We start from the raw sequence: 12,847 nt of genomic DNA, 5'->3' as shown, positions 1-12,847 counted from the left end.
CAACATTCAATGTGTGGTTGAACTTGATCCTGCATCAACGCTACGAGGCCCGAGCCCTCGAAGTCTGCATTGACTCGAGTCGAGCCCGGCGTGTCGTCCTGATGCGGGATGCGGTGAGCCAAGTCTACGGTTCGAGGCGCGAAAGCGCACTGCGAATCAGGCTGCTGCGGACAACCTCAAGCTGGCCCGCGATCTCCCGCGCCAGCTCTCCCGCCTTCGCGCGGCTCGAGGCGTCGCGCCGCGCAGCGACCGGCATGAGGGCGCTCTCGATGAGGCCTAGCTCACGCTCCGCCGCGGCGCGGAAGCCTCGCAGGTGCCGGGGCTCGATCCCCGAGCGCTTCAGCTCCACAAGCGCTTGAAGCACCCGCAGGGCGTCCTCCCCGTAGACATCCGCGGCGACGATGAGGGACGACGAGACGGCGTCCGAGAGCAACTGCGAAGTCGCCCCCGCCTCGCGCAAGAGTTCCTCGCGGCCAAAGCGCCGCTCGGTGGAGAGCATCGACGTCGTCGAGACGTTGGGAACTCCCGGCAACTCGGGCGAGCGCCCCGCGTCGAGGTCGTCGAGGTACCCCTTGATCACCTTGAGCGGCAGATAGTGGTCCCGCTGCATCGTCAGGACGAGCCGAAGCCGCTCGACATCGTCGTGAGAGAACTTGCGGTAGCCAGACTCGGTGCGCGCCGGCGAGACGAGGCGGCGCTCCTCCAAGAAGCGAAGCTTCGAAGGGGTCAGATCGGGAAATTCGGAGGTCAGCCGGGCAAGGACCTGCCCGATGCTGAGGAGCGGGGCGGATGATGCCGCACCTGCCGACTCCGGGACTGCCTTGACCTGGGCCGCGGCCCGGCCCATCTAGCTTCCCGCCCGCGTCGCGAGATCAAGACGAGACGCGTAAAAGGTGAGACGGAACTTGCCGATCTGGACCTCGGCCCCATCGGTGAGCACGGCCGAATCCACGCGGACGCCGTCGAAATACGTGCCGTTGAGGGAGCCCAGGTCACGGATCTCGAAGGTCGAACCCGAACGGACGAACTGCGAATGCTTGCGCGAGACCGTGACATCGTCGAGAAAGATGTCGGCGTCGGGGTGACGACCCACCGTCGTGACATCCGAATCAAGGAGAAAGCGGGCGCCGATGTTGGGTCCGCGGCGCACGATCAAGAGAGCTGAGCGGGACGGAAGGGCGCCCACAGCCTCGAGCTCCTCGGGCGTGACATCCCCGCTGAGTGCCGCGAGCTGCGACTCGAACTCGGGCCCGAAATGCGCCGTCGTGTCCATCGTGCTCGACGACGGGCGAGGCGTGACGGCGACCGTGTCGCTCGAGACGACGTCGCGGGAGCCCTCCTCGGACGGGGAGGAACGACGGGCGTGCGGGTCATGCGCGGATGGCGTCGAATCGACCATGTGAACCTCCCTAGCTCGTTAGCGATCCAGCGTATCGGATTCGCCCCGCTCCACGGGAGTCGGATTTGCGATCAGACGGAACGCCTGACGCGCGTAGACCGCGGCAGCCCACCAATAGATGAACGCGCCCCAGAGCCCGAATGCCCAACCGAGCGGATCGGCGATGGGCGCCGTCGACGGCACAGCTTGACCCAGCATCAGGAGGGGAAAGGCGTAGAGCAGGCAGAATGTGGCCAACTTGCCCATGTGATGCACGGGGAGGGGCCCGTAGCCGTGATTCGCGAGCACGACGCCCACCGCGAGAAGCATGACATCGCGAGCGACGACGACGGCAACGAGCCACCACGGCAACACCTCGCGCATTGCGAGTCCGAGCAGCGCCGCGAAGATGAAGAGCCGGTCCGCCGCCGGATCGAGGATCTGCCCCAAGCGCGTCATCTGGTTGAAACGGCGGGCGATGATGCCGTCGAGGTAATCGGTGATGCTCGAGGCTGCGAGGACGATCAGCGCGGGCACATCGTCGCCGCTTGCGACGAAGAAGAGAAAGAGCGGGACCATCAGGAGGCGCAGCATGCTCAGGATATTCGGCACCGTGAACACGCGCCCCCGCCGCGCAGCCATCGACGCCTCCTCCACGAGCCCGAGTCTATCGACCGCGCCCCGCAGACGGCGCGCCCCGCCCGTTCCGCAGCTGCGCAGGCGGGCGGGGTACGCTCGGGACATGTCGTGCATCCGCTTCAACACCCCGGCCCAACGCCAGGCGATGCGAGACCACGCCCCGGCGATGCTGAGCCCCGAGGAGGCCGCGAGGCTGCACCCCGCGCCGCCCGTGACCGAAAGCAAGTTACGCCGCCTGCGCCTGCTCGCGCAGAGCGACAACTCCCGCATCCGGGAGAGCGCCGCGAGCAACTACAACACTCCCGCCGACGTGATCGCGGAGCTCGCGCGCGACCCTGACGAGGGTGTGCGCAGTTGTGTTGCCCGCAACGAGCACACTCCATGTGATGTGCTGCGCAGCATGGCCGATGACCCCTCCGAGACCGTGCGAGGCTGGCTCGCCGTCAACTACTACGTGCCCGCCGACGTCATGGAGCGCCTCTCGACCGACCCCAGTGCCACAGTGCGCAAGCTTGTGCACTGGAAGGGCACCCTCGTCGACGCCTGAGTCGCGCCCGACCCTCCCCAGACGAGTGCACTCACGCCGGAAGTGGTTCGGAGTCGCGCGGATCCTCGCTGCCATCACGGCCATCATCGCCCTCGTGGGAGACATCAACTTCACGATCGGGGCCGGTCCCCTCGCGATCGCGAACTTCTTCAGCTACTTCACCGTCCAGAGCATGCTGCTCGCCACGCTCGTCTTCATCATGGGCGCCATCAATGCCCTGACGCGGCCGCGCGACCCCGTCTGGCTTGATCAGGCGCGCGCCCTCACGACGACCTACGTCACTGTCTCGGGTGTCGTCTTCGCAGCGCTCCTGATCGAGGGAACCAGCCGGGGCGTGCCCGTCTGGGCTCCCTGGTCGAGCCAGCTTCTGCACTTCGTGCTACCCACCTACGCCCTGCTCGACTGGTGGCTTGCCCCCGGGCGGGAGGTGCCGTGGAGGACCCTCGGTCTCGTGCTGCCGTTTCCCGCGGTGTGGGTCGTCTACACGATGATCCGCGGAGCCAACGTCTACTGGTACCCCTACTTCTTCCTCGACCCGGCCCTCGTCGGAATTCCCGTGGAGTTCGGCCTCTACCTACTCGCGATCGTCGGCGTCTTCTCTCTCGTGGTGGCCGCCCTCATCGTGATCAGCCGCCGACACCACTCGAGGGCCGCGGCGAGGCGAGCGAGGGGTCAAGGAACGGCTCAAGACTCGCGAGAGCGGCATCCAGGACCTCCTGATCGCCGTACTCCGCGAGGCGCTGCGCTGCCTCACCGCCCGTGAGGCCCACGAGGATCGCCTCCCCCGTCGCTGGCAGGAGGTTGAGCCAGAGCGGGAAATCGGTGTCACCGTCGATGACCGTCCAGACCGCGGCATCCGTCGACCAGAACGGCTTCTCGAAACGCAGCAGCACTTTGTCTTGCAAGCCCATTCCGAGCGCGCTAATGGCGCCGCGATGTGAGAACGGGAGGGGCGGCTCGAACTCGATCGTGCCGGCCTTGAGCACTCCGAGAGGCACCGTCACGACGACCCGCTCGGCGGAATAGGACTCGCCGCGCACGAGCCGTAGGCTCACACCGTGCTCCGTCGTCGTGATGTGCGAGACGTGGCTCGAGGGAAGGACGTCGATGCCCTCAAGCTCAGCCGCCACGAAGCTCTGGAAGTCGCCGGTGACGAGTTCGTCGCCCTCAGCAAGGACAGGTACCGGCTGCGCGAACCAGGCGGAGAGATCATCCACATCCGCACCCGCGGCGGTGCCGAGATCCGCCGTCACATAGTTCTCGAGGCGGTCCGCGTCGGAGATGCCGCCCTCGCCCGACTCATCGCTCAGCTCGGCCGCCCCGGACTCCACCAGAGCGTCGGCGATCGAGAGGTCCGTCAGCTGCCCTTCCGCCCACGTGCGAGCCTCGAGGAGAGCATCCTCGGCCACGTCGCTCTCGGCGGCAACGGCACCCGCGCGGGTACGCCGCTCAACCCGCGCCTCGACAGGAGTCGTTTCGATGCGCGCGGCGGCCAGGGCATTCGAGAGCGAGTTGCTGCCCGCATCGTGGATGACGGCCGCTCCCAGCTCGATGGGGAAAGGCCACTCATCGCCGGAGAACGTGCTGATGCGACCGCCCGCGCGCTCGCGACCCTCGATCACGACGACCTCGAAGCCAGCATCGGAAAGGATGCGTGCCGCCGTCGCTCCCGCAAGCCCCGCGCCGACCACGGCGATACGCTCGCCGGGCTGAGCGCGCTGCAGCACATCGGTCGCCACCCGTCGGCCCGACACCCGAGCGCCCTGCACCGTGCCCGGCCCCACATCGGCCGTGTGCTCCCCCGCGAAGAAGATTCGCCCGTCGACGGGCTCGCGCAGCACCGCACGCTGCTCGGGAGTCGCCCCAACCGGAAGGTAACTGAACGCCCCCGTCGCAAGAGGATCACTCGTCCAGCTCGTGCGCTGGAAGGCAACGGGCTGCGGGATGTCCGACCGCGTCGACGGCATGGGAGGCGTCGGCTCTGGGGCGGACTCCGTGCAGGCCGCAACCGCGAGCACCGTCAGCCCGGAGATCGAGCCAACGATGAAGGAGCGCCGCGACATTGACATCGTGGGTCACTGTATCGCCGGCGCGTGTGAAGCTCCAGCGGGCGCGCGGCTAGTCTGGGACCCATGGAGGCGACGAGCGCGCGCGTCGACAGCTGGCTCTGGGCGATCCGCGTCTACAAGACGAGATCTGCCGCCACGACCGCCTGCCGGGCCGGTCACGTGCGCGTCGGCGGAGAGCGCGCCAAGGCGGCGCAAACACTCCGGGTGGGCGATGAGGTGCGCGTGCGCATCGCGGGCTTCGACCGCACCTTCATCGTGCGACGCTTGCTCGTCAAGCGGGTCGGAGCGCCGGAGGCTGCGACGGCCTACGACGAGACGACACCGCCGCCACCCCCACGCGTCGAGCGACCCGCTACGCCAATGCGCGACCGCGGCGCCGGCCGCCCGACGAAACGGGAGCGGCGCGAGATCGAACGTCTGCGGGGCCGCAGCGACTAGCCGACGGCGACCGGCGTGCGCTCAGGGAACACGCGCGGATGATTGCCCGCGATCGTCTCGAGCACCCGGATCACCTGGCGGCTGTAGCCGAACTCGTTGTCGTACCAGACATAGAGCACCAGGTGGCGACCCGTGCTGAGGGTCGCGAGACCGTCGACGATGCCGGCCCGGCTCGTGCCCACGAAGTCGCTCGAGACGATCTCCGCCGACTCGACGTAGTCGATCTGCTGGCGCAGCACCGAGGTGAGCGCGAGCTCCCGCAGATACTCGTTGACCTCCTCGCGCGTCGCCTCGCGGTCGAGCGTGAGGTTGAGGATCGCGAGCGAGACGTTCGGCGTCGGCACCCGGATGGCGTTGCCCGTGAGCTTGCCCGCCAGCTCCGGCAGCGCCTTCGCGACCGCCTTGGCGGCGCCCGTCTCGGTGATGACCATGTTCAGGGGCGCTGAGCGCCCACGCCGGTCCCCCTTATGGAAGTTGTCGATGAGGTTCTGGTCGTTCGTGAAGGAGTGAACCGTCTCGACGTGGCCGTGAGCGACCCCATACGCATCGTTGATCGCCTTGAGAACCGGCGTGATCGCGTTCGTCGTGCACGAGGCAGCCGACAGGATGCGGTCCTCCGCCGTGATGGACTCGTGGTTGATGCCGTGGACGATGTTCTTGATCTCACCCTTGCCGGGCGCCGTCAGCAGAACGCGCGCCACGCCGGGGCTTGCGAGGTGCTGTGAGAGCCCCTCCGCGTCACGCCAGCGGCCCGTGTTGTCGACCACGACAGCGTCACGGATGCCGTACGCCGTGTAGTCGACGTCGGACGGGCTGTCAGAGTAGATGACCTGGATGAGGGTGCCATTCGCGAGGATCGTGTCGTTCTCCTCGTCGATCTCGATCGTGCCCTCGAAAGGCCCGTGCACCGAATCACGACGGAGCAGGCTCGCGCGCTTGAGCAGGTCGTTCTCGGAACCGCGGCGCACCACGATGGCCCGCAACCGCAGGCCGCTGGCTCCGCCGCCCTGGTGGGCGACAAGGATGCGCGCCAGCAGACGGCCGATGCGCCCGAAGCCGTAGAGCACGACGTCAACCGGCTCCGCCGACTCCTCGGCGGAGCGTCCGACAACGGGGGCGAGCTCGCTCCGAAGGAACCCCGTCAGGTCGCCTCCCTGCTCCTGATACCGCAGAAGAAGGCTCGCGACATCGACCGACGCCGGGCCGAGGTCGAGGTGTGTGAGGGCCTCGATGACGGGAAGCGTCTCCTCGACCGAGAACTCGGCACCCTGCCGAGTCAGGTTGTGGGCCTTGAGCACTCCGATCGCCGACTTGTTGATGAGGCGGCGACCATGGATCGACGTGACGACGCCGTTCTCCCGATAGAGCCTTCCAACGAGCGGGATGATCGCCTCCGCGATCGTCTCTCGCTCACTCCAGCGCTGCAGGTGGTGCTCGGACTCGTGGCCCATCGGGATCCTCTCAGGCATGCGAAAAGGGACGGCCGCCATGGCGCGATTCCCCGAGAGGCATTCTACTGACGGAAACGCGGGCCCGATGGATCCTCGGGTTACGCGGAACGCAGCACCGCGAAAGCGTGGGGCGCGAGATCGAGGGTGCCGCCGCCCACGCGAGCCGCAGCATCCGCCGTCGGCCCGAACGAGTACAGGAGCTCGCCGTCGATACCCAGCGTCCGTTCCTCCTTTGCGAGGTTGATCGTGAGGAGGATTTCACCGCGGTGCACTACGAGCCAGCGGGCATCCGCGTCGAAATCGACACGCACGCGAGCGAGCCGCGGATCAGTGAACTGCGGATGCTCGCGCCGCAGCCGCGCGAGGTCGCGATAGAGCGCCAGCAGCCGCGCGTGCCCCGGCTCCTCAAGCTCCTGCCAGCGCAGCTTGGAGCGCGCGAACGTCTGTGGGTCCTGCGGGTCGGGCACGACCGACTCGTCCCAGCCCATGCGCGCGAACTCGGCGATGCGGCCCTTCGCGGTCGCCTCCCCTAGCTCCGGTTCGGGGTGCGAGGTGAAGAACTGCCACGGCGTCGAGGCACCCCACTCCTCACCCATGAAGAGCATGGGTGTGAAGGGGCCGAGCAGCGTGAGGGCCGCGGCGATTCCCAGCTGGCCAGCGTTGAGGTGAGCGGTGAGCCGGTCGCCGATGGCGCGGTTGCCGATCTGATCGTGGTTCTGGGAGGCCACGACGAGACGCCAGCCGGGCATCCGCTCGATATCGATCGGGCGCCCGTGATGGCGCCCCCGAAACGACGACCACGTGCCGTCGTGGAAGAAACCCCGCTCGAGCACCTTGGCGAGAGCGTCGAGCGGCTCGAAGTCGGCGTAGTACCCGCTCGTCTCCCCCGTCAGCGCGACATGCACGGCGTGGTGGAAGTCGTCGCTCCACTGCGCGTCGAGCCCGTAGCCCCCCGCCTCGCGCGGCGTGATGAGACGCGGATCGTTCAGGTCCGACTCGGCGATCAAGGTGAGGGGCCGACGTTCGGCGGCGCTGAGGGCATCCACCTCGACCGCGAGCTCCTCGAGCAGATGGGTGGCCCGCTCGTCAACCAGCGCGTGCACGGCGTCAAGGCGCAGACCGTCGACGCGGTAGTCGCGCAACCACATGAGGGCGTTGTCGATGATGAAGCGACGCACCTCGTCGGAATCGGGGCCGTCGAGGTTGACCGAAGACCCCCAGGTGTTGCCCCGGCCCTCGCTCAGATAGGGTCCGAACTCGGGCAGGTAGTTGCCGCTCGGGCCCAAATGGTTGTAGACGACGTCCTGGATGACGCCGAGACCCGCCCGGTGGCAGGCATCCACGAAGCGCTGGTAGGCCGCCGGCCCGCCGTAGCCGTCGTGCACCGCGAACCAGCCGACGCCGTCATAACCCCAGTTGTGCGTGCCGTTGAAGGCGTTGACGGGCAGCAGCTCCACGAAGCCGACACCGATTGAGCGCAGATGGTCGAGCCGCCCGACCGCGGCGTCGAGCGTACCCTCCGGAGTGAAGGTGCCCACGTGGAGTTCGTAGATCGTCGAGCCCGCAAGGGGACGGCCCGACCACGCGGCATCCGACCACTCGTGCTCGACAGCGTCGAAGACACGGCTCAGCCCGTGAACGCCGTCGGGCTGGTGACGCGAGCGCGGGTCGGGGAACGGCCCGCGGCCGTCGATGCGGAAGCCGTAATCACGCGCATCGACAGGAGACGACGGATGCCACCAACCACCCTCCCCCCGCGCCATCGGCACCGTACCCGCGGGATGCACGAGCTCGACTGTCTCGGCCGCGGGTGCCCACACCTCATAGCTCATCGCTCGATCCTCTCCGACTGAAGCAGTGCCACGGGGTAGCTGCTCAGTAGGTCTCCCAGGGCAACCCGTCCGCCGTAGCGGGCGCCGGTCAGCTCGTCGACGAGACCGTCGGGCAGGTCCACGGATGTCTCGCCCCAGCCACCCCGCCGCTCAAGGCCGAGGGGCAGCCTCGTCGCGAGCGCGATCGCTCCGCCGCGGTCGAATGCGACGAGGTGCTCTGCTGCCTCGCCCTCGGCCTCGAGCGGCGCGTAGCCCTCGAACAGTTCGGGCCGGTCGCGCCGCAACCGCAGCGCCCGCGAGGTGACGAGAAGCTTCGCGGCGCCCGAATCGTCGACGGGAGGGCGCCAGCCCTCATCGAGCCGGGCGAGCAGCTCGCGGCGCTGCCCGAAGTCGACGGGGCGCCGGTTGTCGGGATCGACGAGCGAATGCTCCCACAGCTCGCTGCCCTGGTAGACGTCGGGCACGCCCGGCATCGTGAGCTGCAGAAGCTTCGCCGAGAGGGAATTGGAGCGGCCGGGCGCCGTCAGGCGTTCGGCGATCGCACTCACCTCCGCAGAGACCGCCTCATCGCCGAAGACAGCATCGACCAGGGCGTGCATGGCCGACTCGAAGTCGGCGTCGGGCTCGGTCCACGTCGTCGACGCCCCCGCCTCGCGCGCGGCCTTCTCGGCATAGGCGTGGAGACGCTCCCGCGAGGCGGGCCACGCCCCCACGATCGCCTGCCAAAGCAGGTTCGCGAAGGGCGGGTCGTCGAGGGGCGCAAGCCGGCGCAGGCGAGAGAGCGCAGCATCCCATTCCTCGGGGATCTCGGCGATCACGTCGATCCGCGCGCGCACGTCCTCGCCGCGCTTCGTGTCGTGCGTCGAGAGAGCCGTCATGGAGTGCGGGAAGGTGCTGAAACGACGCTCCTGCCGCGCGTGGAACTCGTCGACCGTGACGCTGAAGTGGCCGGGGTCACCCCCGACCTCCGCGAGCGAGGTCAGGCGGCTATAGCGATAGAAGGCCGTGTCCTCGACGCCCTTCGCCATGACGGCGCCAGAGGTCTGCTGGAAGCGCCGGGCGGCCGGATGCGACGGCTCCCGCAGCACGGGAGCGAGCTCGTCGATCGCTGCCGCGAGGTCGGGGCGACGCGCCTTGGCGGCAGCGAGCGCCTCCTCGAGGTGCTCACGCCCCGTCGGCAGGTAGGAGCGATAGACGGGGAAGCACGCGAGCACCTCGGCGATCGCGTCGGGGTCGGAGCCTGGCATGAGGCGGTGCAGGCGCAGCACCTCGGAGTGGAGGATGCCGTCGGCGTTTCCCCGCTTGCCGTCATGCACGAGCTCCGCCCACTCGACCGTCTGGCCCTGGAGCCGCGCCTCGAGCTCGTCGAGAGCCGCCCGACCCTCCGGGTCTACCAGCACGCGGTCGATGTCGCCGAGAGCGTCGTAGCCCGTCGTGCCGTCGACCGGCCACTCTGCGGGCAGTTCCTCGCCGCCCTCGAGGATCTTCTCGACGAGTAGCCAGACGTCGCCCGCCTCGGCGCGCAGCCGCTCGAAGTAGCCCTTCGGGTCGGCGAGACCGTCGGGGTGGTCGACGCGCAGACCCTGAGTGAGCCCCTCGCGGACCCAGCGCAGGATCTCCCGATGCGACTCATCGAAGACCCAGGGCACCTCAACGCGGATGCCCGCAAGTGAGTTGACCCCGAAGAAGCGTCGATAGTTCAGCTCGCTGTCGGCACGACGCCAGTGCACAAGCTCGTAGTGCTGACGCCCGTGCTGCTCGATCGGCTCGCCGCCCTCCGTCCCCGGAGCGATCGGGAACTCGTGCTCGTGATAGCGGAGCACCCCCTCGCCGAGGGTGAGTGTCGCCAGCCCATCGTCTCCCAGCACGGGGATGCGGATGCGGCCTCCACCGGCCTCCCAGTCCACGTCGAAGGCCTCGGCGTAGCGCGAGTCCCTGCCGTTCATGAGCAGGTCCCACCACCAGGCGTTGGCGCGTGGCGTCGCGACGCCCATGTGGTTCGGGACGATGTCGATGAGCGTTCCCATGCCGCGAGCGCGAGCATCCGTCGCCACCTCGGCGAGCGCCGCAGCACCCCCGCGAGCGGGATCGACCGTGGAGTGGTCGACGACGTCGTAGCCGTGGTCGGAACCCTCCTCGGCCTCGAGAAGGGGCGAGAGGTAGAGCCAGTCAGCGCCCAGGTCAGCGAGGTAGTCGAGCACCTCGCGGACGGCCCCGAGGTCGAAGCTCGGCCGCACCTGGAGGCGATAGGTGGATGCGGGCCGCTCGCTCATCGTTCCACCATCGGCAGGGGGCCTGTTGCGTTCGCGGCGAGTGAGGCGGCGACCGAGTAGTCGGGCTCCGTCTCGGGTTCCGCCCACTGGCGCATGACCACGAGGGAGCGAGCAGCGACAGTCTGTCGGGCGCCTGCCGGGCGGGCCACGGCGTCGACCTCTTCCCCTGCCGTGTCCACGACGATCTCCCACTGCGCCGAGTACTCCTCGGGCGGCAGGGTCACCTCAACGTCCTCGCCCGAGGCGTTGAAGTAGACGAGGAAGCTGACGTCGGTGACACGGCGGCCCCGGGCATCCCGCTCTCGGATGCCGTAACCGTTGAGGAACACGCCGACCGTGTATGCGGTCTTCTCGTCCCAGTCCTCCGGCTGCATGGGCTCGCCCTCGGGGCCGAGCCATTCGATGTCGGGTACGGGCTCCCCCGCCCCACGCCGCACCGGGCGCCCGTTGAAGAAGCGGCTGCGCCGGAACACCGGATGTTCGCGCCGGAGCCTCGAGACGGCGGCCGTGAACGCGACGAGGGGCTGGTCGGCCTCGTCCCAGTGCATCCACGTGAGCTCGGAGTCCTGCGCGTAGCCATTGTTGTTGCCCTGCTGCGTGCGCCCCATCTCGTCGCCGTGGCAGATCATGGGCACGCCCTGCGAGAGCAGGAGGGTGGCGAGGAAGTTGCGCTGCTGTCGGGCGCGGAGGGTCAGCACCTCCGGGTCATCCGTCGGCCCCTCGACGCCGCAGTTCCACGACCTGTTGTGGGATTCGCCGTCGTTGTTGTCCTCACCGTTGGCTTCATTGTGCTTCTCGTTGTAGGAGACCAGGTCGCGGAGGGTGAAACCGTCGTGGGCCGTCACGAAGTTGATGGATGCCACGGGCAGGCGCCCCGAGTGCTCGTAGAGGTCCGCCGAGCCAGTGATTCGCGACGCGAACTCCCCCAGCGTCGACGGTTCGCCTCGCCAGAAGTCGCGGACGGTGTCGCGGTACTGCCCGTTCCACTCCGTCCACTGGGCCGGGAAGTTGCCGACCTGGTAGCCGCCGGGGCCGATGTCCCACGGCTCGGCGATGAGCTTGACCTGTGAGACAACCGGGTCCTGCTGCACGAGCTCGAAGAAGGAGGAGAGCCGGTCGACGTCATAGAACTCGCGGGCCAGTGTCGCGGCGAGGTCGAAGCGGAAGCCGTCGACGTGCATCTCGGTGACCCAGTAGCGCAGCGAGTCCATGATGAGCTGCAGCGAGTGCGGCTGGCGCACATTGAGGCTGTTTCCCGTGCCCGTGTAGTCGGTGTAATAACGCTTGTCGTCCTCTTCGAGGCGGTAGTACGTCTCGTTGTCGATGCCCTTGAAGCTCAGGGTCGGGCCGAGGTGGTTGCCCTCCGCCGTGTGGTTGTAGACCACGTCGAGGATGACCTCGATGCCCGCCTCGTGCAGGTCGCGCACCATCGCCTTGAACTCCTGCACCTGCTGGCCCGTGTCGACGGTCGACGCGTAGTCGCAGTGGGGGGCGAAGAAGCCGATCGTGTTGTATCCCCAGTAGTTGGAGAGACCCTTCTCCTGCAAGAGCCCGTCGTTGATGAACTGGTGCACCGGCATGAGCTCGATCGCCGTGACGCCGAGCCGCTGCAGGTGCTCGATCACCGCCGGATGCGCGACGCCCGCATAGGTGCCGCGCATCGACTCCGGGACATCCGGATGCAACTGGGTGAGTCCCTTGACGTGAGCTTCATAGATGAGCGACTCACCGTAGGGGATGCGCAGGGGGCGGTCGCCGTTCCAGTCGAAGAAGGGGTTCGTGACGACACTCAGCATCGTGTGGGGGGCGGAGTCGTCGTCGTTGCGACTGTCGGGGTCGCCGAAGTTGTAGGAGAAGAGCGACTGGTCCCAGTCAATGGTGCCGCTCGTCGCCTTCGCATAGGGATCGAGCAGGAGCTTGTTGGGGTTGCAGCGCAGCCCCTCGGCGGGGTCCCACGGGCCGTGCACACGGTAGCCGTAACGCTGGCCCGGCTGGATCTCCGGCACATAGCAGTGCCAGATGAAGGCGTGGACCTCTCGCATCACGATGCGCGTCTCATTTCGCTCGTCATCGAAGAGGCACAGCTCGACGCGATCGGCGATCTCGCTGAAGAGAGCGAAGTTGGTGCCGCTGCCGTCGTAGGTCGCACCAAGGGGGTAAGCAGAACCGGGCCACGTCTCCATGCGCTCACGGTATTCGCTCAGGGGATGCGAGGACAGG

Annotated in this window: 10 protein-coding genes and 1 pseudogene; 3 read left to right on the top strand and 8 right to left on the bottom strand. The window is 68.1% G+C overall.

Translation table 11 applies throughout. The features are described from left to right. Nucleotides 1–124: 124 nt before the first annotated feature. The 3 genes from ftsR to OH146_RS00520 form a co-directional block, all read right to left on the bottom strand. The gene (gene ftsR, locus OH146_RS00530) at nt 125–847 is read right to left on the bottom strand and encodes a transcriptional regulator FtsR (RefSeq protein WP_265156307.1); all 723 of its coding nucleotides are present in this window, start codon (nt 845–847) and stop codon (nt 125–127) included. Then, the gene (locus OH146_RS00525) at nt 848–1,273 is read right to left on the bottom strand and encodes an FHA domain-containing protein (RefSeq protein WP_265160564.1); all 426 of its coding nucleotides are present in this window, start codon (nt 1,271–1,273) and stop codon (nt 848–850) included. 144 nt (nt 1,274–1,417) lie between these two features. Then, nucleotides 1,418–2,122, bottom strand: coding sequence for a CDP-alcohol phosphatidyltransferase family protein (locus OH146_RS00520; RefSeq protein WP_308214927.1), 705 nt, complete (start codon nt 2,120–2,122; stop codon nt 1,418–1,420). On the opposite strand from OH146_RS00520, the gene OH146_RS00515 reads away from it, so the two are divergent. Further along, nucleotides 2,121–2,564 carry a hypothetical protein gene (locus OH146_RS00515; protein ID WP_265156305.1) on the top strand — a complete coding sequence of 148 codons (444 nt, stop codon included), beginning with the start codon at nt 2,121–2,123 and terminating at the stop codon, nt 2,562–2,564. The two genes, OH146_RS00520 and OH146_RS00515, sit on opposite strands and share 2 nt — an antisense overlap. Nucleotides 2,565–2,736: 172 nt before the next feature. Next, nucleotides 2,737–3,138 (top strand): annotated as a pseudogene (locus OH146_RS00510) (Pr6Pr family membrane protein); the annotation flags it as partial. A gap of 52 nt (nt 3,139–3,190) precedes the next feature. On the opposite strand, the gene OH146_RS00505 reads toward OH146_RS00510, so the two are convergent. Further along, on the bottom strand, nt 3,191–4,633 hold the full coding sequence (locus OH146_RS00505) for a flavin monoamine oxidase family protein (RefSeq protein ID WP_265156303.1): 1,443 nt from the start codon (nt 4,631–4,633) through the stop codon (nt 3,191–3,193). A 63-nt stretch (nt 4,634–4,696) separates the two neighbouring features. Here OH146_RS00505 and OH146_RS00500 point away from each other — a divergent pair, with 63 nt between their 5' ends. Then, the gene (locus OH146_RS00500) at nt 4,697–5,071 is read left to right on the top strand and encodes an RNA-binding S4 domain-containing protein (protein ID WP_265156301.1); all 375 of its coding nucleotides are present in this window, start codon (nt 4,697–4,699) and stop codon (nt 5,069–5,071) included. Here the strand turns inward: OH146_RS00500 and OH146_RS00495 are convergent. From OH146_RS00495 to glgX, 4 genes are all read right to left on the bottom strand, one after another. After that, on the bottom strand, nt 5,068–6,522 hold the full coding sequence (locus tag OH146_RS00495) for a glyceraldehyde-3-phosphate dehydrogenase (RefSeq protein WP_372508482.1): 1,455 nt from the start codon (nt 6,520–6,522) through the stop codon (nt 5,068–5,070). The two genes, OH146_RS00500 and OH146_RS00495, sit on opposite strands and share 4 nt — an antisense overlap. A gap of 98 nt (nt 6,523–6,620) precedes the next feature. After that, nucleotides 6,621–8,354, bottom strand: a complete 1,734-nt coding sequence (treZ, locus tag OH146_RS00490; protein ID WP_265156296.1) for a malto-oligosyltrehalose trehalohydrolase — start codon at nt 8,352–8,354, stop codon at nt 6,621–6,623. After that, the gene (gene treY / locus OH146_RS00485) at nt 8,351–10,627 is read right to left on the bottom strand and encodes a malto-oligosyltrehalose synthase (RefSeq protein WP_265156294.1); all 2,277 of its coding nucleotides are present in this window, start codon (nt 10,625–10,627) and stop codon (nt 8,351–8,353) included. Before treY ends, treZ begins: the two co-directional genes overlap by 4 nt. Continuing rightward, nucleotides 10,624–12,810, bottom strand: coding sequence for a glycogen debranching protein GlgX (gene glgX / locus OH146_RS00480; RefSeq protein ID WP_265156293.1), 2,187 nt, complete (start codon nt 12,808–12,810; stop codon nt 10,624–10,626). The genes treY and glgX overlap by 4 nt, the downstream gene beginning before the upstream one ends. Between the last annotated feature and the right edge of the window lie 37 nt (nt 12,811–12,847).

The sequence above is a fragment of the Homoserinimonas sedimenticola genome (assembly GCF_026094475.1).
GTDB classification, from domain to species: Bacteria; Actinomycetota; Actinomycetes; order Actinomycetales; family Microbacteriaceae; genus Homoserinimonas; species Homoserinimonas sedimenticola.
Note: the sequence above shows the minus strand (reverse complement) of the source record. Positions and strands in the feature narration are given on the sequence as shown.